The organism is Mycolicibacterium aurum, assembly GCF_900637195.1.
Lineage (GTDB): Bacteria > Actinomycetota > Actinomycetes > Mycobacteriales > Mycobacteriaceae > Mycobacterium > Mycobacterium aurum.
On record NZ_LR134356.1, the window covers coordinates 2339569 to 2363694 of the forward strand.

General features: G+C 68.1%; 23 protein-coding genes. 13 read left to right on the forward strand and 10 right to left on the reverse strand.

What is annotated here, in order from left to right; all coding sequences use genetic code 11:
* Positions 1-3 precede the first annotated feature (3 nt).
* Positions 4-894, reverse strand: a complete 891-nt coding sequence (locus tag EL337_RS11165) for an alpha/beta hydrolase (protein ID WP_048634717.1) — start codon at positions 892-894, stop codon at positions 4-6.
* A gap of 159 nt (positions 895-1053) precedes the next feature.
* Here EL337_RS11165 and recA point away from each other — a divergent pair, with 159 nt between their 5' ends.
* The gene (gene recA / locus EL337_RS11170; protein WP_048634718.1) at positions 1054-2103 is read left to right on the forward strand and encodes a recombinase RecA; all 1050 of its coding nucleotides are present in this window, start codon (positions 1054-1056) and stop codon (positions 2101-2103) included.
* A complete protein-coding gene (gene recX, locus EL337_RS11175; RefSeq protein WP_048634719.1) occupies positions 2072-2623 on the forward strand; it encodes a recombination regulator RecX in 552 nt (183 codons plus the stop codon). Before recA ends, recX begins: the two co-directional genes overlap by 32 nt.
* Positions 2624-2648: 25 nt before the next feature.
* On the opposite strand, the gene EL337_RS11180 is transcribed toward recX, so the two are convergent.
* Genes EL337_RS11180 through EL337_RS11205 form a run of 6 tightly spaced genes read right to left on the reverse strand, consistent with a single transcriptional unit; the run spans position 2649 to position 6562 of the window.
* A complete protein-coding gene (locus tag EL337_RS11180; protein WP_048634720.1) occupies positions 2649-2921 on the reverse strand; it encodes a hypothetical protein in 273 nt (90 codons plus the stop codon).
* Positions 2918-3328, reverse strand: coding sequence for a DUF1622 domain-containing protein (locus tag EL337_RS11185; protein WP_048634721.1), 411 nt, complete (start codon positions 3326-3328; stop codon positions 2918-2920). Before EL337_RS11185 ends, EL337_RS11180 begins: the two co-directional genes overlap by 4 nt.
* Positions 3329-3356: 28 nt before the next feature.
* On the reverse strand, positions 3357-4241 hold the full coding sequence (locus EL337_RS11190) for an amino acid ABC transporter permease (RefSeq protein WP_048634722.1): 885 nt from the start codon (positions 4239-4241) through the stop codon (positions 3357-3359).
* The gene (locus tag EL337_RS11195; RefSeq protein ID WP_048634723.1) at positions 4241-4921 is read right to left on the reverse strand and encodes an amino acid ABC transporter permease; all 681 of its coding nucleotides are present in this window, start codon (positions 4919-4921) and stop codon (positions 4241-4243) included. The genes EL337_RS11190 and EL337_RS11195 overlap by 1 nt, the downstream gene beginning before the upstream one ends.
* A 20-nt stretch (positions 4922-4941) precedes the next feature.
* Positions 4942-5769: a glutamate ABC transporter substrate-binding protein gene (locus tag EL337_RS11200; RefSeq protein WP_048634724.1), complete on the reverse strand. Its 828-nt coding sequence runs from the start codon at positions 5767-5769 to the stop codon at positions 4942-4944.
* Positions 5770-5800: 31 nt separating this feature from the next.
* Positions 5801-6562, reverse strand: a complete 762-nt coding sequence (locus EL337_RS11205) for an amino acid ABC transporter ATP-binding protein (protein WP_048634725.1) — start codon at positions 6560-6562, stop codon at positions 5801-5803.
* Positions 6563-6701: 139 nt separating this feature from the next.
* Here EL337_RS11205 and miaB point away from each other — a divergent pair, with 139 nt between their 5' ends.
* Both miaB and EL337_RS11215 read left to right on the forward strand, forming a co-directional pair.
* Complete coding sequence (miaB, locus tag EL337_RS11210) at positions 6702-8252, forward strand: tRNA (N6-isopentenyl adenosine(37)-C2)-methylthiotransferase MiaB (RefSeq protein ID WP_109860216.1); 1551 nt, start codon at positions 6702-6704, stop codon at positions 8250-8252.
* Positions 8249-8863 carry an Rv2732c family membrane protein gene (locus EL337_RS11215; protein WP_048634759.1) on the forward strand — a complete coding sequence of 205 codons (615 nt, stop codon included), beginning with the start codon at positions 8249-8251 and terminating at the stop codon, positions 8861-8863. The genes miaB and EL337_RS11215 overlap by 4 nt, the downstream gene beginning before the upstream one ends.
* Here the strand turns inward: EL337_RS11215 and EL337_RS11220 are convergent.
* On the reverse strand, positions 8860-10257 hold the full coding sequence (locus EL337_RS11220; RefSeq protein WP_048634726.1) for a DUF349 domain-containing protein: 1398 nt from the start codon (positions 10255-10257) through the stop codon (positions 8860-8862). The two genes, EL337_RS11215 and EL337_RS11220, sit on opposite strands and share 4 nt — an antisense overlap.
* A 187-nt stretch (positions 10258-10444) precedes the next feature.
* Between EL337_RS11220 and EL337_RS11225 the strand changes: the two genes are divergently transcribed.
* The 6 genes from EL337_RS11225 (at position 10445) to EL337_RS11250 (ending at position 16839) form a co-directional block, all read left to right on the forward strand.
* Positions 10445-11332, forward strand: a complete 888-nt coding sequence (locus EL337_RS11225; protein WP_048634727.1) for a DMT family transporter — start codon at positions 10445-10447, stop codon at positions 11330-11332.
* Positions 11333-11342: 10 nt separating this feature from the next.
* Positions 11343-12032, forward strand: coding sequence for a class III extradiol ring-cleavage dioxygenase family protein (locus tag EL337_RS11230; RefSeq protein WP_048634728.1), 690 nt, complete (start codon positions 11343-11345; stop codon positions 12030-12032).
* A gap of 5 nt (positions 12033-12037) precedes the next feature.
* A complete protein-coding gene (gene miaA, locus EL337_RS11235; protein ID WP_048634760.1) occupies positions 12038-12952 on the forward strand; it encodes a tRNA (adenosine(37)-N6)-dimethylallyltransferase MiaA in 915 nt (304 codons plus the stop codon).
* Positions 12953-12956: 4 nt separating this feature from the next.
* Positions 12957-13829 carry a diaminopimelate epimerase gene (gene dapF / locus EL337_RS11240; protein ID WP_048634729.1) on the forward strand — a complete coding sequence of 291 codons (873 nt, stop codon included), beginning with the start codon at positions 12957-12959 and terminating at the stop codon, positions 13827-13829.
* 45 nt (positions 13830-13874) lie between these two features.
* Entirely contained in the window at positions 13875-15284 is a 1410-nt protein-coding gene (gene hflX / locus EL337_RS11245) for a GTPase HflX (protein WP_197724222.1), read from the forward strand.
* A 223-nt stretch (positions 15285-15507) separates the two neighbouring features.
* The gene (locus EL337_RS11250; RefSeq protein ID WP_048634731.1) at positions 15508-16839 is read left to right on the forward strand and encodes a DEAD/DEAH box helicase; all 1332 of its coding nucleotides are present in this window, start codon (positions 15508-15510) and stop codon (positions 16837-16839) included.
* On the opposite strand, the gene EL337_RS11255 is transcribed toward EL337_RS11250, so the two are convergent.
* Positions 16812-19100, reverse strand: coding sequence for a molybdopterin-dependent oxidoreductase (locus EL337_RS11255; protein WP_048634732.1), 2289 nt, complete (start codon positions 19098-19100; stop codon positions 16812-16814). The genes EL337_RS11250 and EL337_RS11255 overlap by 28 nt on opposite strands.
* A gap of 110 nt (positions 19101-19210) precedes the next feature.
* Between EL337_RS11255 and EL337_RS11260 the strand changes: the two genes are divergently transcribed.
* Together EL337_RS11260 and EL337_RS11265 are read left to right on the forward strand one after the other, a co-directional pair.
* Positions 19211-20383: an acyl-CoA dehydrogenase family protein gene (locus tag EL337_RS11260; RefSeq protein ID WP_048634733.1), complete on the forward strand. Its 1173-nt coding sequence runs from the start codon at positions 19211-19213 to the stop codon at positions 20381-20383.
* Positions 20384-20568: 185 nt separating this feature from the next.
* The gene (locus tag EL337_RS11265) at positions 20569-22692 is read left to right on the forward strand and encodes a sunset domain-containing protein (protein WP_048634734.1); all 2124 of its coding nucleotides are present in this window, start codon (positions 20569-20571) and stop codon (positions 22690-22692) included.
* Between the two features lie 30 nt (positions 22693-22722).
* On the opposite strand, the gene lexA is transcribed toward EL337_RS11265, so the two are convergent.
* The gene (gene lexA / locus EL337_RS11270; RefSeq protein WP_048634735.1) at positions 22723-23421 is read right to left on the reverse strand and encodes a transcriptional repressor LexA; all 699 of its coding nucleotides are present in this window, start codon (positions 23419-23421) and stop codon (positions 22723-22725) included.
* A gap of 234 nt (positions 23422-23655) precedes the next feature.
* Here lexA and EL337_RS11275 point away from each other — a divergent pair, with 234 nt between their 5' ends.
* Positions 23656-24123, forward strand: coding sequence for a hypothetical protein (locus EL337_RS11275; RefSeq protein ID WP_048634736.1), 468 nt, complete (start codon positions 23656-23658; stop codon positions 24121-24123).
* Positions 24124-24126: the final 3 nt, after the last annotated feature.

Sequence of the window (24126 nt, forward strand, 5' to 3'; positions counted from 1 at the left end):
CGCTCAGGCGACGACCCCGGCGAAGACCCGGTCCAGGAACGCCAGCTGATCGGCCTTGACCTGCGGATCGTGGTAGACGTCGAAATGACCGTACGGATAGTGGCGCAGCTCCCCTCGCGGCGCCCGCCGGGCCGCTCGGACCGTCGGACCTGGCGGTGTCGTGGTGTCGCGGTCGCAGACGCACACCAGGACGGGCATGCCCAGCCGGGCGGTCTTGGCGCCGGGGCGGTAGAACGGGAACCGCAGCATCAGGCGCGCTGCCAATTCGTTGCGCCACAGCGAGTTCGGTCCGAGGATCGCCTCCAGCCCGGGTCGGGCGTCGGGTGAGGTCATCGCCGCGACGTCGCCGGGGTCGCCGACGGCGGGCAGCAGCACGGGCGCGCGCCCGCGCCAGGCGTTGACCTGGTCGCGTACGGCAGCCAGCAGCACCGCCGGGATGATTCTGGCCGGGACGGCGAGCAGTGACGCAACGGCGTCGGTGAAGGGCGCCTGGGCGATCACCGCGGCGATGCGGGGATCTCCGGCGGCGACGGACAGGACGTGGCCGCCGCTGTAGGACGTTCCCCACAGCACGATCCGATCCGGGTCGACGCCGTCGAGGTCGCGGGCCCACGCGACCACCGTGCGGTAGTCCTGCTGCTGGCGGCGGATGTCGATGAGCTGACGGGGCAGGCCGGTGGAGGCGCCGAAATGGCGGTAGTCGAACAGCACCACGGCATACCCGGCGGCGCAGAACGCCTCGGCATACGCGGGTAGGGCGTCCTCGCGGGTCCCGGACAGACCGTGGGCCATGACGATGCAGGCAACGTCGGCGTCGGTGGTGTCCGGCCGGTAGACGTAGGCGGCCAGGTGCTCACCGTGGGCAGGTATCCGGACGTCCTCGCGTGTCGTCATGTTCCCGAAAAGTAGTCGATCGGCGTGTCCACTTGAATCGAACACCTGTTCGTCTACTGTGGTGGCAGTTCGACCGCGGGGATTTGTCGGAGCCCTGGCCTAGCGTCACAGCCAACCGACCGAGAACCGGTCAACAACGACTACCTGGAGAGGTACATCATGGCTCAGCAAGCCCCCGATCGCGAGAAGGCCCTGGAACTGGCGCTCGCGCAGATCGACAAGAACTTCGGCAAGGGCTCGGTGATGCGCCTGGGCGACGAGGTGCGGGTGCCGATCTCGGTCATCCCCACCGGATCGATCGCCCTCGACGTCGCGCTGGGCATCGGTGGACTGCCGCGTGGCCGCGTCATCGAGATCTACGGCCCGGAATCCTCGGGTAAGACCACCGTGGCGCTGCACGCGGTTGCCAACGCGCAGGCCGCAGGCGGTATCGCCGCCTTCATCGACGCCGAGCACGCGCTCGACCCCGATTACGCCCAGAAGCTCGGCGTGGACACCGACGCACTGCTGGTCTCCCAGCCCGACACCGGTGAGCAGGCGTTGGAGATCGCCGACATGCTGATCCGTTCCGGCGCGCTGGACATCCTGGTCATCGACTCGGTCGCCGCTCTGGTGCCGCGCGCCGAGATCGAGGGCGAGATGGGTGACAGCCACGTCGGTCTGCAGGCCCGCCTGATGAGCCAGGCGCTGCGCAAGATGACGGGCGCGCTGAGCAACTCGAACACCACCGCGATCTTCATCAACCAGCTCCGCGAGAAGATCGGCGTGATGTTCGGGTCTCCCGAAACCACAACGGGCGGTAAGGCGTTGAAGTTCTACTCCTCTGTCCGTCTGGACGTGCGCCGCATCGAGACGCTCAAGGACGGCACGGACGCGGTGGGCAACCGCACCAGGGTCAAGGTCGTCAAGAACAAGGTGTCGCCGCCGTTCAAGCAGGCCGAGTTCGACATCCTCTACGGCAAGGGCATCAGCAGGGAGGGCTCGCTGATCGACATGGGCGTCGAGCAGGGCTTCATCCGCAAGTCCGGATCGTGGTTCACCTATGACGGTGAGCAGCTGGGCCAGGGCAAGGAGAATGCCCGCAACTTCATGATCGAAAATCCTGAGGTGGCCAACGAGATCGAGAAGAAGATCAAGGAGAAGCTCGGTATCGGGGCCGTGGTGACCGCTGAAGCTGATGACGCTCTCCCCGCGCCCGTCGACTTCTAGCACCGACGGCACGGCCGACGACAAGCGCGACGAGCAGGCGCGGGCGCTGTGCCTGCGCCTGCTCACCGCGCGGGCCCGAACCCGCGCCGAGCTGCAGGAGCGGCTGGCGAAGCGGGGATATCCCGACGACGTCAGCGCCTCGGTGCTCGACCGGCTGACCCAGGTTGGTCTCATCGACGATGAGGACTTCGCCGAGCAGTGGGTACGATCGCGACACGTCAACGCCGGAAAGGGCAAGCGCGCCTTGGCCGCTGAGTTGCGGACCAAGGGCGTGGGCAACGAGGTGATCGACGCGGCACTGGCCGACATCGACGCCGACGCCGAACGGACCCGCGCCGAACAGCTGGTCCGGGACAGGCTGCGGCGCGAGAAGCTGGGAGACCCCGGAGACCGGGACGCCGAGAACAAGGTGGCGCGTCGCCTGGTCGGAATGCTGGCCCGGCGGGGCTACCACCAGTCGATGGCGCTGGACGTGGTCACCACGGAACTGGCCAACGAAAGGGAACGCCGCAGGGTGTGAGTCAGGCGTGACTCGTCGCGGGCCGCTAGCTCGTGGTGTGGCGCGCCCGCCACGGCGAGGCGGTGAAGTCCGCGATCAGGCTGTGCGTGAGCGTCTTCCGCAGGGCGATCAGTGCGGCGGCGGCCGCGATCGCGGCCCAGGAGGCGTCGGCGCTCAAGCGGAGCAGTCCCGCCGCGGTGAGCAACTCGAGCATCACGCGCAACGCCGGCAGCGGCTTGCCGAACACGGCCAACGTGGCGACACCGAGCACGATCCCGGCGACGGCGACACACCACGACGCCGCGAGGACGATGCTCACGAGGCGGGCGGGGGTTCGGCCGGACGCTTGCGGTCCAGCAGTTCGATCTCGCGCTGTTCCTGCGCGATCTCGCGGTTGAGGAAGTAGTTGAGCAGCGTGCGGATCGCGGCGATCGCCGCCAGTTTGCCGATCTCCTCGAACGACGGTGAGATGGCCGTGCGGAGAACGTCGGCGGCAAGCTGGAACTCAAGCCCGAGCACCAGGAAACGTGCCAGGGACAGCCGCACCGACGAGAACTGGTTGATGTCCCGACGTCCCAGGGCGACGACGAACTTCACGATCGCCACAATCGCGCCGATCATGATGACCACGACTCCGCACGCCTCGATGAGCCGGACCATCAGGTCCACCATGTCGCGAAGTGTCGCCTCGGGCAGGATCTGGAATGCGTGCAGGGATGTCGTCATCTCACCTTCCGGCGTCGCGCGGCGAGGGTCACACAGCTTTGGCGCCCGGAACGCCTTCTTGCTCGACGGCATCGGCATTCATCGGGGCGGCCCCACGCCCGGCCCGGCTCAGCCGGCGCTCGAGTCGGGTGGCGAACCACGAGAGCGCGAAGTTGACGCTGATCATCAGCAGTGCGATGACGATCAGGGCAGGGATGTAGTTGCCATAGGAGGACCCCACCACCGTGCCCTGGCGGACCATCTCGACGAAGGTGATCTGGTAGCCGATCGCGGTGTCCTTGAGCACCACAACGAGCTGGGAGATCAGTACCGGCAGCATCGACGTGATCGCCTGCGGGAGCAGGATCGACCTCATCGTCTGCCCTGACGTCATGCCCAGCGCCGATGCCGCTTCGCCCTGCCCTCGCGGCAGGGCGTGCACGCCGGCCCGCACGATCTCGGCGATCACGGCGCCGTTGTAGAGCGTGAGGCCGGTGATGACGCCGGCCAGCGCAAGGTACTGCGCCGGGAACACGTCGTAGAACGCGTACAGGAAGTACGCGAAGATCATCATGATCAACACCGGGACGGCGCGGAAGAACTCGACGAACACCGAGCAGAACCAGCGGATACCGCTGTGGTTGGACATCCGGCCCACGCCGAGCACCAGGCCGAGCGCCAGCGCCAGCACGATCGAGACAGCGGCCGCCTTCAGGGTGCCTTCCACTCCAGGAAGCACGTAGGTGACCCACAGGTCGGACGTCAGGAACGGCTCCCACTTGGCCGCGGTCAACTGACCTGCCGATTGCAGCCGCGAATACACCACCCACGCGACCGCCAGGAACACGACGACAGTGACCGCGCTGATCACATGGTTGCGTATCCGCGCCCGCGGCCCGGGGGCGTCGAACAGGACAGAAGATCCGGCAGCCATTACCTGGCCACCGCCATCCGCTTTCCGAGCCAGCCGAACAGCAACCCGGTCGGCAGAGTCAGGACGACGAAACCGAGGGCGAAGATGCCGCCGACCACCATCACCGCCGCCGTGTTCTCGATCATCTCCTTCATCAACAGCGCAGCCTCGGCCACCCCGATCGCCGACGCGATCGTGGTGTTCTTCGTCAGCGCGATCAGCACCGAACCCATCGGGATGACCACGGCCCGAAAGGCCTGCGGCAGCATCACGATTCGCAGATTCTGGCCGAATGACAGGCCCAGGGACCGGGCCGCCTCGGCTTGCCCCAGGGGCACGGTGTTGATCCCGGAGCGGATGGTCTCACAGACGAACGACGCCGTGTAGACCGTCAGACCGAGCATGGCCAACCGGAAGCTGCTGTCCTCGATGAACGTCGGCGACTGCCGGGTGGCCAGCGTGACCCCCAGTGTCTGGGCCAACCCGAACGAGCAGAACAGGATGATCAGCGTCAGGGGGGTGTTGCGCACGATGTTCACGTACGCCGTGCCGATCAGATTGAGCATCGGCACCGGTGCGAGCCGGAACGCGGCCAGCACCGTGCCGAGCACAAGTGCACCGATCGCCGAGAACACCGTCAGCTGAATGGTGGTCCAGAAGGCGGCGAAGATCTCGTCGCGGTACTCGGTGAAAACCTCCACAGGACGTCGGTCCCAGCCGATCAGTTGTCGAGCGGCGGGGGCGCCGGCGCGGTGATCCCGGCGGGGCCGAGGTTCTTGTCGAACGCCTCTTTCCAGGCGCCGCTGTCCTCCATCTTCTTGAGCGCGTCGTTGATCTTGGTCTTCAGTTCTTCGTCGTCCTTCTTCAGGCCGATGCCGTAGCGCTCCTCGGAGAACTGCTCGCCGACGATCTTGAATGCGCCCGGGCTCTGCGCGGCATAGCCGGCGAGGATCACCTCGTCGGTCGTGACGGCGTCCACCGCGCCGTTCTTGAGCGCCTCGATGCACGCCGAGTAGGTGTCGTACTGCTGCAGCTGAACGCCCGGGTACTCGTCCTTGATCTTCTGCGCCGGCGTCGAGCCCGACACCGAGCACAAAATCTTGTTGTTCTGCAGCGACGCCGCGCCGGTGATGTCGTTGCTGTCCGAACGCACCAGCAGACTCTGCCCGGTGATCAGATACGGGCCGGCGAAGGACACCTTCTCTTTACGGGCGTCGGTGATCGAGTACGTCGCGGCAATGAACTTGACCTGGCCGTTCTGGATCAGGTTCTCGCGCTGCGCCGAGGGCGCTTCCTTCCACTCGATCTTGTCCGGTGCGAAGCCGAGTTCGCCGGCGACGTACGTGGCGACGTCGACGTCGAAACCGCTCATCGTGCCGTCCGGGTTCTTCATGCCGAGACCGGGTTGGTCGAACTTGGTGCCGATGACGATCGTGTCGCCGTCGCCTCCGCCTCCGCCACTTCCTCCGCACGCGGTGGCGGCGAACGGAAGTGCAGCGGCCAGCGCGAGTACACCGATGACTCGCTTGGACAGGAACTTCGGGGACATGGGATGTTTCCTTTCGCCGGGGGCTCCGGTGTCAGTGATGCAGGATCTTGCCGAGGAAGTCCTTGGCACGGTCGGTCTGGGGGTTGTCGAAGAACTGCACGGGTTCGGCGTCTTCGAGGATGGCGCCGTCCGACATGAAGACCACGCGGTTGGCGGCTCGGCGCGCGAAACCCATCTCGTGGGTGACCACGATCATCGTCATGCCCTCGGTGGCCAGATCTGCCATCACCGACAGCACCTCGTTGATCATCTCGGGATCGAGTGCGCTCGTCGGCTCGTCGAACAACATCACCTTCGGGTTCATCGCCAGCGAGCGCGCGATCGCCACGCGCTGTTGCTGGCCGCCCGAGAGCTGGGCCGGGTACTTGTCGGCCTGGTTGGCCACCCCGACCCGTTCCAGCAGGGACATCGCCTTGTTCCTGGCTTTGTCCTTCGACGACTTGCGCACCTTCATCGGGGCGAGGGTCACGTTGTCCAGAATTGTCTTGTGCGCGAACAGGTTGAACGACTGGAAGACCATGCCGACATCGGACCGCAACTGTGCGAGCTTGCGTCCCTCCTCGGGCAGCACGACGCCGTCGATCGTGATCGTCCCCGAATCGATGGTCTCCAACCGGTTGATGGTCCGGCACAGCGTCGATTTGCCGGAACCGGACGGGCCGAGCACGACGACCACCTGTCCCTTGCCGACGTCGAGATCGATGTCCTTGAGGACGTGGAGGGCGCCGAAATGCTTGTTGACCGCCTTCATCGAGACCATCGGCACGTCAGGGGACTGACCGGGGCTCTCCATGCGTGATGACCTTACCCAGGGAACGTCCAGCGTGCCGGTAACTCACCGATCCACCGCGAACGCGGCGCGTGGGACCGGCCCGTCCGGCTGATTTAGGGGACTGCGTCCCGCTCCGTAGGATGGGGCGGTGACTTCCACGGTGACGTCCACGGTGACGCAGCAGGCGAGCGGACCCTCGCCCACGCGTTCGTCCTGCGAACCACCGAGTGCGCGCACGTTCGAGGTACGCACCTACGGCTGCCAGATGAACGTGCACGATTCCGAGCGACTTGCCGGTCTGCTCGAAGAGGCCGGCTACCGACGCGCCGGCGAGGGTGCGGACGCCGACATCGTGGTGTTCAACACATGCGCGGTGCGCGAGAACGCCGACAACAAGCTCTACGGCAATCTCAGCCACCTTGCGCCCCGTAAGCACGCCGAACCTGACATGCAGATCGCCGTCGGTGGCTGCCTGGCCCAGAAGGACCGGGATTCGGTGCTGCGCAAGGCCCCCTACGTCGACGTCGTGTTCGGGACCCACAACATCGGCTCGTTGCCCGCCCTGCTCGACCGGGCCCGCCACAACCGCGCCGCCCAGATCGAAATCGCGGAGGCGCTACAGGAGTTCCCGTCGTCGTTGCCGGCCAGGCGCGAATCCGCTTACGCGGCCTGGGTTTCGATCTCCGTGGGATGTAACAACACCTGCACGTTCTGCATCGTCCCGTCGTTGCGGGGTAAGGAAGTGGACCGACGCCCGGGGGATGTGCTCGCCGAGGTCCGGTCGCTGGTGGACCAGGGCGTCCTGGAGATCACCCTGCTGGGGCAGAACGTCAACGCCTACGGCGTCTCGTTCGCCGACCCAGACCAGCCCCGCGACCGGGGAGCATTCGGGGCACTGCTGCGGGCGTGCGGCCGCATCGACGGACTGGAGCGGGTGCGCTTCACCTCGCCGCACCCCGCCGAATTCACCGACGATGTGATCGAGGCGATGGCCGAGACACCCAACGTGTGCCCGACCCTGCACATGCCGCTGCAGTCCGGCTCCGACCGGATTCTGCGCGCGATGCGGAGGTCCTATCGCTCCGACCGCTACCTCGGCATCATCGACCGCGTCCGAGCCGCCATTCCCGACGCCGCGATCACCACCGATCTGATTGTCGGGTTTCCCGGCGAGACGGAGCAGGATTTCCAGGCCACCCTCGACGTCGTCGCCGAGTCCCGGTTCGCCACCGCCTTCACGTTCCAGTACTCCAAGCGGCCGGGCACCCCGGCCGCCGACCTGGACGGTCAGGTCCCCAAAGCCGTTGTCTCCGAGCGCTATCAGCGGCTGATCGAGCTCCAGGAACGAATCTCGCTGGAGGAGAACGCCGCTCAGGTCGGACGACGCGTCGAGTTGCTGGTCGCCACCGGAGAGGGACGTAAGGACGCGGCTACGGCCAGGATGTCGGGCCGTGCCCGCGACGGCCGGCTCGTGCATTTCGCTCCCGGCGACCTTGGCGCTGCAATCCGGCCGGGCGACATCGTGGTCACCACCGTCACCGGCGCCGCCCCGCACCACCTGATCGCCGATGCGAGCCCGATCGAGCACCGCCGTACCCGCGCCGGCGACGCGCACGCCGCCGGCGAGCGGCCTCGCACCGGGGTCGGGCTCGGGATGCCGGCGATCGGCGTCCCCCGGCCCGCGCCTGTCACCGCGGGGTGCTCACGATGAGCGGCGACGTCAGGGGCGGCAGCGGGTTCGAAGACTTCAAGGGCGACATCGATGCCGCCGAGCGCCGGGTGGCACGTGAGATCGACCCCGGCGCACGGGCTTTGGTCGTCGCAATTCTGGTGTTCGTCCTGCTGGCCACGCTGGTGCTGCCGCACACCGGCGGCGCGAGGGGACTCGACGTGCTGGTCGGTTCGGACGCCGCGGTCGACAACGGCATCACGCTGCCGTTGCGGGTCTTCGCCTGGATCTCCCTCGTCTTCGGCGTCGGCTTCTCGATGCTGGCGCTGCTGACGCGGCGGTGGGCACTGGCGTGGATCGCGCTGGCCGGGTCGACCGTCGCCTCGTTCCTCGGGCTGCTCGCGGTGTGGTCGCGGCAGACCGCGCCCGATCCCTACCCCGGCCCCGGCATCGGGCTCGTCATGGCGTGGCTGGCTGTCATCGGTCTGAGCTATCACTGGGCCAGGGTGGTGGCCACCCGCACCGCGTTGCAGCTGGCTGCCGAAGAGCACCGGCGCCAGGTGATCGCCGAAGGTCAGCGCAAGGGCCTGCTCGAGACGTTCCCCGACGAACCCGGCCCGCCGAAGAGCACCGACGGCGAGCCGGCCGGCTAGCGCTTCTTGCTGACCGCGTCCGCCGCCGCATCGGCCCACTGCCGCCACTGCTCGGCGCTGGCACGGGCCTGCTCGGCGTCCTTGGTGCGGCCCGCAGCGGCCGCCTTCTCCGCCTGACGTTCGAACTGTTCCGCGCGAACCCGGAACTGGTCGGCGCGGGCCTGGGCCTCAGGATCGACACCGCCGGTCGGCGCGTCCCTGATCTTCTTCTCCACCGCACGCAGCCGGCGTTCCAGATCCGCCGAACGCTCGCGGGGCACCTTGCCGATGGCGTCCCATTTGTCGCCGATCGTGCGCAACGCGGCCTTGGCCGCGTTCAGATCCGAGGTGTCGATGCGTTCGGCCTCGGCCAGCAGGGCCTCCTTGGCCTTGGCATTGGCACGGAACTCCGAGTCGCGCTCGGCGGTCGCCGCGTTGCGGGCCGAGAAGAACTTGTCCTGAGCGGCTTTGAAGCGTGCCCACAGCACGTCATCGACGTCCTTGGACGCGCGGCCCGCAGCCTTCCACTCGGCCAGCAGGTCGCGGAACGTGCCCGAGGTGGGCCCCCAGTCGGTGGAGTCGCACAGGGCCTCGGCCCGTTCGCACAACGATTCCTTGGCCTGTTTGGCGCCGGCGCGTTCCCGGTCGAGATCCGCGAAATGCGACCCACGGCGCCGGTTGAAGGTCTCGCGCGCCGCCGAGTAGCGCTTCCACAGCGCGTCGTCGACCTTGCGGTCCAGTCCGGTGATCGTCTTCCACTCGTCGAGGATGGCTCGCAACCGGTCCCCGGCCGTCTTCCACTGCGTGGCGTTGGCCGCGAGGTCCTCTGCCTCGGCGGCCAGCGCTTCCTTGCGGGCCGTCTGCGCGGCGCGCAGCTCGTCGCGTTTGGCTTTCTCTTCCTGCGTCGCGCTGTCGGCGTGCTCGACGATCGCGGCCAGGCGCGCGGCGAGGGAGTCGACGTCGCCCAGGACGTGCGCCTCCGGAAGGCTCTCGGCCAACGTCTTGGCCGCCGAGCGGATCTTGCGGGCGTCACCCGATCCTGACGCCAGTCGGGTCTCCAGCAGCACCACCTCGGTCTGCAGGTCGTCGAATCGGCGGCCGAAGTGCGTGAATGCTGCCTCCGGGTCGCCCGCCTGCCACGACCCGATGGTGCGTTCCCCGGCTGCGGTGATCAGCCACACCGTGCCGTCGGGGTCCACACGGCCGTACCGGTGCGGGTCGCTGGCCGGGACCGAACTGACCACCGGGGCGGCTGCCGGGGCGGCGGGACGAGGGCCTGGACGTGCCGGTCCCGGCTTCGGCTTGGCCGCAGCGGACGGCTTCGGCGCTTCCGGTGTCTCGGGTCCGGACTCCGTGTCCTGCCCGGCGACCTGCTGGCCGGCTTCGTGGGATCCGCCCGGTTCGGTGATCGTCATGTCGGTTACCTCGTGTCCTCCGCGCGGTTGCCCGCGCACCTGCCGCGCAGCGCGACGCCTACAGCTGTCTCGAACAGTGTCGATGGTGTGTCTTCAGGCTATTGAAACAGGTTGCCCGGCGCTGCGCCCACGCCTTCGGCATCGCCGGTGCCTAGGCTCTGTGCGAAAACACTCCGAGAGGGAGCCGATGGCGAAAGCGGATATCGCCGCACTGCTTGCCCTCGCCGCCGCGTTCTTCATCGCGGTCGGTGATGTCATCCATCAGCGTTCGGCCCATGAGGTGACCGACGATTCGGTCAGCCATCTGCAGCTTTTCCTCGCGCTGCTCAAGGACCGCCGGTGGTGGCTGGGCAGCGGTGTCGCCGCCGCAGGCTTCGCGCTGCAGGCTGCGGCGCTCGGGCTGGGGTCGGTGCTGTTGGTGCAGGCGCTGCTGGTCACGTCGCTGCTGTTCGCGCTGCCGTTCAATGCCTGGCTGTCGCACCGGCGCGTCACCCGCTGGGAGTGGGTGTGGGCCGCCCTGCTCGCCGCGGCGGTGGCGGTGATCGTCACGATCGGCAACCCCACCGAGGGTTCGTCCCGCGCATCCGTGGACACGTGGCTCTGGGTGGCCGCGGTGCTCGGGCCGGTGCTTGCCCTGTGCGTGATCGGCTCCCGGGTGTGGTCGGGGGCGGTCAGCGCGATGTTGATGGCGGTGGTCTCGGGTGCGCTGTGGGGTCTGTTTGCCGTGCTGACCAAGGCCGTGGTGCATCGCCTCGACGTGACCAGCCTGGCCGGCGTACTGGAGCTGGTGCGCACGCCGGAGCTGTATGCGTGGGCGATAGTGGCGGTGCTGGGCACCTCGACGCAGCAGGCGTCGTTCCGCGCCGGGTCACTGACGGCGTCACTGCCGACGATGACGGTGACCGAGCCGATGGTGGCCTGCGCGCTGGGCGTCGTGGTGCTCGGCGAGGCGCTGCGTCCGGGAGAAGCCGGCTGGGTCACGCTGATCGTCGCGGTGGTCGTCATGGTGGTGGCGACGGCGGCGCTGGCACGCGGGGAGGCGGCGACGCGGGAGCCGGCGGGCGCGGGAGGCTAGTTTTGATCGCGTGCTGAGCGCCATCGCCATCGTCCCGTCCGCTCCGGTGATGGTCCCCGAGCTCGCCTCCGCCGCGGCCGCCGAGACCGCGGAACTGCGGGCCGCCGCGATGACCGCGGCCGCGAACCTGCCGTTGCGCTGGATCGCCGTCGGCACCGCACCCACCGACGGCGTCTACGGTGCTGCCTCGGCAGGCACCTTCGCCGGCTACGGGGTCGACGTCGCGGTGGGGCTGTCCGCGGCGTCCCGGGGGGCCCAGCCGGTCGCCATGCCGCTGTGCGTGCTGATCGCTGCCTGGCTGCGCGGCGTCGCCGCGCCGCGGGCCGGCATCGAGGCGCACGTCTACCGTGCCGATCAGGACGCCGGTCAGGCCGTCGCGCTCGGGGCACAGCTGCGCGCGCAGATCGACACCGCCGGCGACGACGTCGGCGTGCTCGTCGTCGCCGACGGGGCCAACACGCTCACGGCCGCGGCTCCGGGGGGCTACGACCCGCAGTCACTGCCGATCCAGGCCGCGCTCGACGACGCGTTGGCCGCCGGCGACACCGACGCGCTGGCCCGGGTGCCCGACACTGTGGTCGGGCGGGTCGCCTACCAGGTGCTGGCCGGGCTGGCCGGCCCCGGACCGCGCTCGGCCGACGAGCTCTACCGCGGGGCTCCGTACGGCGTCGGCTACTTCGTCGGCGCCTGGACCCCATGACGACGATCCGGCCGCTGGCCATCGTCGGCCCGACCGGCACCGGCAAATCCGAACTCGCGCTGGCCGTCGCCGACGCCCTCAGCGCCGAGATCGCCGTCGAGGTCGTCAACGCCGACGCCATGCAGCTCTACCGCGGCATGGACATCGGCACCGCGAAGCTCACGGTGGCCGAACGCCGCGGGATCGCGCACCACCAGCTCGATGTTCTCGACGTCACAGAAACCGCGACGGTGGCCCGTTACCAGCAGGCCGCGGCGGCCGATGTGGAGGCGATCACCGCCCGGGGGGCGTTACCGGTCATCGTCGGCGGGTCCATGCTGTACCTCCAATCGCTGCTCGACGAGTGGTCGTTCCCCGCCACCGACCCGCAGGTGCGGGCCCGCTGGGAGCAGCGCCTGGCCGAGGTCGGCGTCGCCGCGTTGCACGGAGAGCTGGCCGGTGTCGACCCGGTGGCGGCCGCTTCGATCCTGCCCACGGACGGCAGGCGCATCGTGCGGGCGCTGGAGGTGGTGGAGCTGACGGGCCAGCCGTTCGCGGCGTCGGCGCCCAGCATCGGAACGCCGCGGTGGAACTCGGTCATCATCGGATTAGATTGGGAGACAGCACTTCTCGACGAGAGGCTGCGGCGAAGAACCGACACGATGTTCGAACGCGGATTGATCGACGAGGTCGTCTCGTTACGCGGCCTCGGCCTGCGCGACGGTGTCACCGCCGCGCGTGCGCTGGGTTATGCCCAGGTGCTCGCCGACCTGGATGCCGGCGGCGACGGCACCGCCGCGCGGGAGCCGACCTTCGTCGGCACCCGCAGGTACGTCCGCAGGCAGCGGTCCTGGTTCCGCCGCGATCACCGCATCGCCTGGCTCGACGGCGCCGCCCCCGGAAACGTCGACGAGGCGCTGCGCCACTGGCACGTATCCTGACCAGGTGAAGTTCGCCAAGGGGCACGGCACGCAGAACGATTTCGTGCTGCTGCCCGACCTGTCCGCCGAGTTGGCGCTCACGCCGGCCGCGGTGACCGCGCTGTGCGACCGCCGACGAGGGCTGGGCGCCGACGGGCTGCTGCGGGTGACCACCGCGGGCGCCGCGCTGGCCGCAGGCGTCTTCGAGCGGCTCCCGGAGGGCGTCGCCGAGGACGACTGGTACATGGACTACCGCAACTCCGATGGCTCGATCGCCCAGATGTGCGGTAACGGGGTACGGGTGTTCGCCCACTATCTGCGCGCCACCGGGCTGGAGTCGCGCGCCGAGTTCGTCGTCGGCTCGCTGGCCGGCCCGCGGCCGGTGGTCCTGCACCAGGTGAACCGGACCACTGCAGACGTCACCGTCGAGATGGGCAAGACCAGCCAGTTCGGGGCGGGCACCGCGACGGTCGGCGGACGCACCTTCACCGGCCTGGCGGTGGACGTCGGCAACCCGCACCTGGCCTGCGTTGACGCCGCCCTGACCGAGGACGCGCTGGCCGGGCTGGATGTGGCAGCGCCGGTGCAGTTCGATGCGGCGCAGTTTCCCGACGGCGTCAACATCGAGGTGGTGACCGCGCCGTGTGAAGGCGTGGTGTCGATGCGGGTGCACGAACGCGGCGTGGGGGAGACCCGGTCGTGTGGCACCGGCACCGTGGCCGCGGCCGTCGCCGCGTTGGCGCATCAAGGGGCTCGGACCGGGGAACTTCGGGTGCGCATTCCGGGCGGAGAGGTCGTGGTGGTCGTCACCGACGCCACCAGCTATCTGCGCGGGCCGTCGGTCCTGGTCGCGCACGGCGACCTCGCCGAGGAATGGTGGGCGGCCCAGCATCGTTAATAGAAGTGCATGTTCACTGACATTCGTGCGAATCTTGATTCGCCTATGACGTATCCCGAATCTCCCAACAAGATCCCCAGCACCGGCGAGCTCGCGCTCGAAGACCGCGTCGCGCTGCGCCGCGTCTCCGGACTGTCGACCGAACTGGCCGACGTCTCCGAGGTTGAGTACCGCCAGCTGCGCCTGGAGCGCGTGGTGCTGGTCGGTGTCTGGACCGACGGCACCGCGGCCGACGCCGACGCCAGCATGGCCGAGCTCGCCGCACTGGCCGAGACGGCCGGCTCGGAGGTGCTCGAAGGGTTGATCCAGCGCCGCGACAAGCCCGACCCGTCGACGTTCATCGGCTCGGGAAAGGCCCAGGAATTGCGCGAAGTGGTGCTGGCCACCGGTGCCGACACCGTCATCTGCGACGGCGAACTGAGCCCCGCGCAGCTCAACGCGCTGGAAAAGGCCGTCAAGGTCAAGGTCATCGACCGGACCGCGCTGATCCTCGACATCTTCGCCCAGCACGCCACCAGCCGTGAAGGTAAGGCCCAGGTGGCCTACGCCCAGATGGAATACATGCTGCCCCGGCTGCGCGGCTGGGGTGAGTCGATGTCACGCCAGGGTGGCGGCGCCGGCGGTAGCGGTGGCGGCGTGGGTACGCGTGGACCCGGTGAGACCAAGATCGAAACCGATCGACGCCGAATCCGTGAGCGGATGGCAAAGCTGCGCCGCGAAATTCGAGACATGAAGCAGGTCCGTGACACCCAGCGGAGTCGCCGGCTGGCCAGCGATGCACCGTCGGTGGCCATCGTCGGATATACCAACGCCGGCAAGTCCAGCCTGCTCAATGCGCTCACCGGCGCCGGGGTGCTGGTCGAGAACGCGCTGTTCGCCACGCTTGAGCCGACCACTCGCCGTGGCGAGCTCTCCGACGGCCGCGAATTCGTGCTCACCGACACCGTAGGGTTCGTGCGCCATCTGCCGACTCAACTCGTCGAGGCGTTCCGCTCCACGCTGGAGGAGGTCGTCGACGCCGAGCTGTTGGTGCACGTGGTCGACGGCTCGGACGCGAACCCGTTGGCACAGATCAACGCGGTACGACAGGTGGTCAACGACGTCGTCGCCGAACGTGACCGGCCTTCTGCGCCAGAATTGTTGGTAGTCAACAAGATCGACGCTGCAGACGAGCTGGCGCTGGCGCACTTGCGGCGCGCGCTACCCGACGCGGTGTTCGTGTCTGCCCATACGGGTGAGGGATTGGCGCGTCTGCAGTCGCGGATGGCGGAGATGATCGCGCCGCGCGACACTGTGGTTGACGTCACAATCCCTTACAGCCGAGGCGATCTGGTCAACCGTGTGCACGCAGAGGGGCGGATCGATTCCGTCGAGCACATGGAGGCCGGGACCAGGTTCAAGGCGCGGGTGCCGATTGCGCTGGCGGCCGCGCTGGACGGCTTCGCAACGTACTGAACTGGACGAATGCGCCGCATACGGCGTCGTCCGGTAGGATCAAGATCGACGTCGACTGCGGATGGCCCAGAGTAGGTAACCGCCCCAGAGAACGCCGACGAACACCATCAGTTCTATCGAGTGGCGACAACGCCACTGTGTGCGCACTCCGCTGGACGATCTCCGTCCCGGCTGTCGGGCACACGCTCCCCGATAAGACCGGAAAAGACAGGAAGACTTCCACATGACTGCACCATCCTTCGCCGACCTCGGCGTGCCCGCATCGCTGGTGAGCGTGCTCGCCGAGCGCGGCATCGCCGAACCGTTCCCGATCCAGGCGGCCACCCTGCCCGACGCGCTCTCCGGGCGCGACGTGCTCGGTCGCGGGAAGACCGGCAGCGGAAAGACTCTCGCGTTCGCCATTCCTCTGGTCGCCGGGCTCACCGGCGGCAAGCGCCAGCCGTCCCGCCCCGCGGGGCTGGTGCTGGCACCCACCCGTGAATTGGCCACGCAGATCACCACGGCCATGGAACCGCTGGCCACTGCCGCGGGTCTTCGCGTCACCACGATCTACGGCGGCGTTTCGCAGAGCCGTCAGGTCGCGGCGCTGCGATCGGGCGTCGACATCGTCGTCGCCTGCCCCGGCCGCCTCGAAGATCTGATGCGGCAGAAGCTGATCAGCCTCGATCAGGTGATCATCACCGTGCTCGACGAGGCCGATCACATGGCCGACCTCGGCTTCCTGCCCGGTGTCACCCGGATCCTTGCCGCGACCCCGGCCGGCGGCCAGCGCCTGCTGTTCTCGGCGACACTGGACAACGGCGTCGACAAGCTGGTCAAGCGGTTCTTGAACAACCCGGTGCTGCACTCGGTGGTCGAGGCCGCCGACGCGCCCGTGCAGATGACCCACCACGTGTTCCACGTCCGCGGCGTGCAGGAGAAGAAAGACCTCGTGCACCTGCTGGCTTCGGGTACCGGCCGCCGGATCCTGTTCATGCGCACCAAGCATCAGGCCCGCAAGCTGGCCAAGCAGCTCACCGACTCCGGTGTGCCCTCGGTCGACCTGCACGGCAACCTGTCTCAGCCGGCCCGCGAGAGGAACCTCGCCGCGTTCGCCAGCGGTGAAGCGCGCGTGCTGGTGGCCACCGACATCGCCGCACGCGGTGTGCACGTCGACGACGTCGAGTTGGTGGTGCACGTCGATCCTCCGATGGAGCACAAGGCATACCTGCACCGGTCCGGTCGCACCGCCCGCGCGGGCAGCGACGGCGACGTGGTCACCGTCGTGCTTCCCGAGCAGCGCAAGGACACTCAGCAGTTGCTGCGTAAAGCCGGTATCACCGTGCGCCCCAGCGACGTTCACGCCGACTCGGTCGAGGTGAAGAACCTCGTCGGCGAGATCGCCCCGTTGCGTGCGACGGCTCCGAAGTCTGCACCCGCGCCCAGGCCCGCCGGAAAGCGGCCGGAGCACAGCTCCGGGCAGCAACGGCGCGGTGGTCCGTCCCGCGGCGCCGGCGCTCCCCGACGCCGCAGGCCGCGCAACCCCGCTCAGCGCGGAGCGAGCACCGGCGGTTGATGAGCGCGCACCGGCGGTAGCACGCCGGTGTACTTCTCGACCTGTACTAGTACGTGGGCGCCGGTGCATCCGTGCGCCAGCGACGAGGTGCCGACATCCTCGGTGAGGACGTTGGGGTTTCCGTGCGCGCACATGGAGTCCGGATCCGACGGGTCGACCGGATCGAACCATGCTCCGGTCGAGAGCTGTACGACGCTGGGCCTGACCCGATCGTCGACCACCACGCCGGCCAGGCACGCGCCCCGATCGTTGAACACCCGCACCACGTCGCCGTTGTCGAGCCCGCGCTCGCCGGCATCGTCGGGATGCATCCGGATCGGTTCTCGCCCGGCCACCTTGGACTGCATGCTGGTGGCGCCGCCGTCGAGTTGACTGTGCAGCCGGCTCGCCGGCTGGTTCGCCAGCAGGTGTAACGGAAAACGACCGGCCCGTGGGCCGCCGAGCCATTCGTCCGGCTCGTACCACCGCGGATGTCCTGCGCAGTCCGTGTATCCGAAACCGTCGATGTCGGCGGAGAAGATCTCGATCAACCCGCTGGGCGTACCGAGCCGGTGGCCGTGCGGATCGGCGCGGAAGTCGGCGAGCAGGGTGAGGCCGTCGTCGGTCGGCAGCCGCAACCGGCCCGCACGCCAGAACTCGGCGAACGAGGGAACGTCGAAATCCAATGTGGTCGACCAGTTCTCGTAGAGATGCGCCAACCACTCCCGGGAGCTGCGGCCTTCGGTGAACGCGTCCCCGAACCCGAGCCGCTCGGCCAGCATGGCGAACGTGTCGTAGTCGTCGCGGGCCTGCGCGTACGGCTCGGTGAGCTTCGGCATCGCCATCAGCAGGGGGTCGTTGCGCGACCCCGAGAGGTCGTCGCGTTCGGCGAATGTCGTCGACGGCACCACGATGTCGGCGTGCTTGGCCATGGCCGTCCAGTACGGCTCGTGCACCACGACGGTGTCCGGTCTGCCCAGCGCCCGCCGCAGTCGGGGCAGGTTCTGGTGATGGTGGAACGGATTGCCGCCCGCCCAGTAGACCAGCTTGATGTCGGGGTAGGTGAGCCGAAGCCCGTTGTAGTCGAACGGCTCCCCGGGATGAAGAAGCATGTCGCTGATGGCCGCGACCGGTATGAAGGACCGCACCGGGTTGATTCCCTGGGGTAGCCGGGGCAGGGTGCACTTCACCGGTGCCAGTCCCGGCTCGTTCATCGACCCGTATCCGTGGCCGAATCCGCCTCCGGGCAGGCCGATCTGGCCGAGCATGGCGGCCAGTGTCAGCCCCATCCACGGCGCCTGCTCACCGTGGCGGGTGCGCTGCAGCGACCAGCTGACGGTGACGATCGTGCGATTCGACGCCATCCGCCGGGCGAGGGCCGTGAGTTCGCCTGCGTCCAGGCCGCAGATGGGCGCGGCCCACTGCGGAGATTTCGGCACCCCGTCATCGGTACCGAGCAGATAGCGCTCGAAACGCTCGTAGCCGGTGCAATGGCTGGCGAGGAAGTCAAGGTCGGCCAGCGATTCGGTGGCCAGCACGTAGGCCAACGCCAGCATGATCGCCACGTCGGTGCCGGGCACGGGGGCGTGCCAGTCGCATTCGCCGTCGAGGTCGTCCCGCAGTGGCGAGATCGACACGAGGCGACCTCCCTTGGCGCGGAAGCGGTTCAGCGCGTCGCGGGCAGGATGGGCCGTGGTGCCGCCGTGATTGACCCCGGTGTTCTTCAGCGCCACGCCGCCGAAACACACCATCAGGTCGGTGTGTTCGACGATGACGTCCCACTGTGTCGACCTTTTGAACAGGTCGTCGTGGGTGCCCACCACTCGCGGCATGATCACGCCCGTGGCCCCGAGGCTGTAGGAATGCCGCGAGAAGGTGAATCCGCCGAGGCAGTTCAGGAATCGGTGGATTTGACTCTGCGCGTGGTGGAACCGACCCGCGCTGGACCACCCGTAGGAGCCGCCGTAGATCGCCTCGTTGCCGTACGCGTCGACGACCCGACGCAGTTCGTCGCCCAGGATCTCGGCGAGTTCGTCCCAGCTCACGGCGACGAAGTCGTCGGCGCCGCGGCGCGAACTCGGCCCCGGTCCCTCCTTGAGCCAGCCGCGCCGCACCGCCGGGGTGGTGACCCGCGAGATGTGCCGCACGGAACCGGGCAGATTGCCCAGCGCAGATGACGGATCAGCGTCGCCGGCGAGGGGGCGGACCGACGCGATATCGCCGGATGCGACTGTGGCGGTGAAGGCTCCCCAGTGCGTCAAGCTGGTCTGAGGTGCGGCCACGGCCGTCAGTCTAATGCGACGCAAACGTCACATTCTGCTCGCCCAACCATCCGGTTGGATGGGGTACCTTGGGCGCTAACAATCCGTACCAACGACGACGGGGATTCTCCATGGGTGCAGAGGCCAAGCCGGTCATCGCCTACCAGCGCACACTGTTCGAACCCGAGCACGACATGTTCCGGGAGTCGTTCCGCACGTTCCTCGAGCGCGAGGTCGCGCCGCACCACGAGAAGTGGGAGAAGGACAAGCTCGTCGACCGCGACGTGTGGTTGGCGGCGGGCAAGCAGGGATTTCTGGGCATGGCCGTCCCCGAGCAGTACGGCGGCGGTGGTGTCGAGGATTTCCGCTACAACACGGTGATCACCGAGGAGGTGACGGCCGGCCGCTACAGCGGGCTGGGTTTCAGCCTGCACAACGATGTCGTTGCGCCGTACCTGATCCGGTTGGGCACCGAGGAGCAGAAGCAGCGCTGGTTGCCGAAGTTCTGTAGTGGCGAACTGATTTCCGCCATCGCGATGACCGAACCGGGCACCGGTAGTGATCTGCAGGGCATCAAAGCGCGCGCGGTCAAGGAGGGCGACCACTACATCCTCAACGGCTCCAAGACGTTCATCACCAACGGGATTCACTCTGACCTGGTGATCGTGGTGGCCCAGACCGACCCCGACAAGGGCGCACTCGGCTTCTCACTTCTGGTCGTCGAACGCGGCATGGAGGGATTCGAACGCGGCCGCAAACTCGACAAGATCGGCCTCGACGCGCAGGACACGGCTGAGCTGTCGTTCACCGACGTCAAGGTGCCCGCGGAGAATCTCCTCGGTGAGGAGGGCCAGGGCTTCATCTACCTGATGCAGAATCTGCCCCAGGAACGGATCAGCATCGCGATCATGGCCGCGGCGGCCATGGAGGCCGTCCTCGAGGACACTCTGCAGTACGCCAAGGAGCGCAAGGCTTTCGGCAGACCCATCGGCAGCCAGCAGAACAGCCGTTTCCTGCTCGCCGAACTGTCCACCGAGGCCACCGTGGTGCGGATGATGGTCGACGAGTTCATCAAGCTGCATCTTGACGACAACCTCACCGCGGAGCAGGCCGCGATGGCCAAGTGGTACTCGACCGAGAAGCAGGTCCATCTCGTGGACCGCTGCCTGCAGCTGCACGGCGGCTACGGCTACATGCGCGAATACTCGGTTGCGCGGGCCTATCTCGATGCGAGGGTGCAGACCATCTACGGCGGCACCACGGAGATCATGAAGGAGATCATCGGGCGCAGCCTGGGCGTTTAGCACGTACCGGACCCGTGGATCCGGTGGTCGGACGGGCGCGATCAGTGCATATTTCTTTGCGACGAATTCGGCGAGGTGACTTGGTTATCGACGTTCGCTGAAGCAAAGTGAACGGACGCGGTAACTTTCTCAGCATTTTGCAAAGGATGTGCATGAGAAACAGTCACCGACCGCGGGGAGGAAGAATGAGCCGGCAGCCCATGCTGCGCCTACGTACGGTCGGTCGCTTGACGATCGGGTTGCTGGGGGTCGCCACAGCGCTGCTGCTGGCCCCTTCCGCGACGGCGCAACCCGAGGTCGACGCGAACAACGCCATCACCGCCGCGTGGCAGGCCGGCGGAGGTGACACCGGCCCGCTGGGCCCGCGGCTGGGCGATGTGTACCCGGTGGGCGAGGGTTTCGCCCAGAATTTCGCGTCCGGCAAGATGTTCTTCACCCCGGCCACCGGCGCCCACTCCATGCAGGGCGCGATCCTGGAGAAGTACGAGTCCGCCGGCGGCGCCGCCGACAGCGACCTGGGTTTCCCCAAAATCGACGAGGGTCCCGGCCGTGCGCCGGACAGCCGCAACAGCACGTTCAGTGCCCCCGACAACCCCGTCATCTTCTGGACCCCTGCGACGGGTGCCCGCGTGGTGCGCGGGCCCATCAACGCGGCATGGGACAAATTGGGCGGATCCTCGGGAGTGCTTGGGGTGCCTGCCGAGGATGAGACCTACGACGGCTCGACGGTGAGTCAGAAGTTCACCGGTGGGCAGCTCACCTACGACTCGCGCACCAAGACCTTCACCACGGTGCCACCCGAGCTGGCCGGTCAGCTGACCGATCTGGCTGTGCCCGACGACCCTGTCGCGGCGATCAACGCGGCCCGCCGGGCGGCCGGAGGCCCGTTGGGGCCGCTCGGTGCCGCCGAGGGGGAGCCGTACGAGATCGGCGACAGCGGCATGGGTCAGGACTTCGTCAACGGCAGCATCTTCTACAGCCCGGACACCGGCGCCAACGTCGTCACCGGGCAGGTGTTGGCCAAGTACAAGAGTGTCGGCGGCCCCGAAGGCGACCTCGGCTTCCCGATCTCCAGCGAGCAGGACGGCGGACTGGCGCCCGCGAGCCGGCTCAGCACCTTCGCCGCCGACGACAAGCCGGTGATCTTCTGGACCCCTGACCACGGCGCGGTGATCGTGCGCGGGGCGATCAACGCCGCATGGGAGAAGCTCGGCGGCGCGACCGGGGAACTCGGCGCACCGGTGGCTGATCAGACCCAGGACGGCGAGGTGATCACCCAGCGTTTCAGTGGTGGTTCCATCTCCTGGGACTCGGCGGCGCAGAAGTTCAGCACGGAGCCGGCCGGACTCTCTGCGCAGCTGGTCGGCCTCGAGGTGCCCGGCGCGCAGGCGCCGCAGGCTCCGCCGGCGTCGGCGCAGTCCTCGGAGAACCCCGAGAATTCCGGACTCAAGTGGACGTGGTGGTGGCTGTTGGCCATCGTGCCGATCCTGCTGCTCGCCGGGCTGGTCGCCTTCGCGGTACTGCGCAGCCGCGCTCGCGGCGACCGTGCCGACGACACCTTCTCTGTTCCCGGACAGGACTACGACGCGCGCGACTATGAGCCCGAGTCGGCCGACGTGGGTGCGCAGGGCGTCCCCGACGACGGGGGCGACAGGGAGGATTCTCTGTTCGGGGACCGTTATGCCCGGGAAGGCCTGGGCTCGTTGGCGTCCGCGACTCCGGCCTCACCGCCTGCCGAGCAGTACACCCCGGAGCCGATGAGTTTCTGGGGCGCCCCTGCGTCACCCGAACCCGAAGCTGAGTCGCCCGATCAGCCAGAATTCGATCATCAGCAGGACGTCGAGCAGGAAGATCCGGACTCTGTCGACACGGCTCCGACGCGCGTGCTGACGGCGACCGAGGTGCCCACGCAGACCGACGGCGTGGGCACCGAGGCCGACGATCTGGCCGACGGCGTCGACGACGGGGCTGATGATCTGGGCGACGACTGGGACGACGGTGTGCCTGCCGAGCCGGAGCCACTGGTGGCCCCGGCCGTGGTGGACCCGGGGGAGCCGGCGCGCGATTCAATGACCGACACGGGGCGGCACGCGCGTATCGACATCGACGAGCCGATACCTCTTGGCACCGCGTTGCACATGCCCTACGACGACCCGACGGAGATGCCCGAGGGCTATCCCGTCAAGGCCGATACGAAAACCGGCCTGTACTGGACACCGGACAACGCCGACTACGCCGAGGCGCCCGTCGAAATCTGGTTCGCCAGTGAGGAAATCGCGCGCACCAACGGATTCATCCGCGGCGAGTGATCTGGCCCGGGCCGCCCGGAGGGCGTCCGGTCAGATCTTGCGGATGACGGTGACGACCTTGCCGAGCACGGCGGCCTCGTTGCCGGGGATGGGGTCGAACGCCGGGTTGTGTGGCATCAGCCAGACCTGACCCTTGGTGCGTTTGAACGTCTTCACGGTGGCTTCGCCATCGATCATCGCAGCGACGATGTCGCCGTTGTCGGCGACGCTCTGCTGGCGGATGACAACCCAGTCACCGTCGCAGATCGCCGCGTCGATCATCGATTCGCCGACCACCTTCAGCAGGAACAGCGACCCCTCGCCGACGAGCTCGCGCGGCAGCGGGAAGACATCTTCGACGGCTTCCTCGGCCAGGATGGGGCCACCGGCGGCGATCCTGCCCAGCACCGGCACGAAGGTGGGCTCCGGCAGCGAATCCGACCCGGCGACGTCGGTGGTCACCACGGGTGTCGCCATCTCGTCGGATCCGCGGACGTCGACCGCGCGGGGACGGTTGGGGTCGCGACGGAGGTAGCCCTTGCGCTCCAGGGTGCGCAATTGGTGGGCGACCGACGAGGTCGACGTCAGCCCGACGGCATCACCGATCTCCCGGATGCTCGGCGGGTAGCCGCGGCTCGTCACAGAGGTGCGGATGACGTCGAGGATGGTGCGCTGACGTTCGGTCAGACCCGTGTCTCGGCGCCGTGTCGGTCCTGCGCCGTCCGTGCTGTCACTGATGTCGTCGCTCATGAGCCCGAATGTAACCCGCGTCGCGTCAATAATCAAACATGTGTTCGAGGCGTGTCGGTGTCCGCTCGGGCGCCGCCCGGCCCCGGGCGCCGGCCGTCATCGGCCCTCGGTTTCTTGTCGGTGGGCTGCGTTAGCGTTCGCAACAGTTCGATCACATGTTCTATTCATCGAACACTTGATCGACTACTGTTCGAACACAGAAGCGAACGACCGCCCGGACCGAAAGGCAGACAGATGACCATTCTCGACGATCGTGAGACCTGGAACGAGTTCGAGCGCGCCCCCCGCCTGCAGGTGGGCGACGGTCGCGTGCGTGCTGTGCCCACGGCGCGCAGGGCGCGTTCACGCCGGCCCGCTGGTGCGCCGATGCGCCACCGCGGAACCGGTGTGCTGGTGTCGCGGGCGTCTCATCGCCGACCCATCACGCCGGCCACCACGGTGCTGCTCGCGCTCGTCGCCGCGGCGATCACGTTGTGGCTGGGCCTGGTCGGGCAGTTCGGTGGCGTGGTCGGCACCGAAGCCCAGATCCCGGGCCGCCTCGCGGTCGTCCAGGTGCACAGCGGTGAGTCGCTGCAGCACGTCGCGCAGCGCGTGGCGCCCGACGCCCCGGTCGCCGAGGTGGTCGAGCGCATTCGCGAGCTGAACAAGCTGGAGTCGGTGGCGCTGGACGCGGGGCAGACGCTCATCGCGCCGGTCGCCTGACCT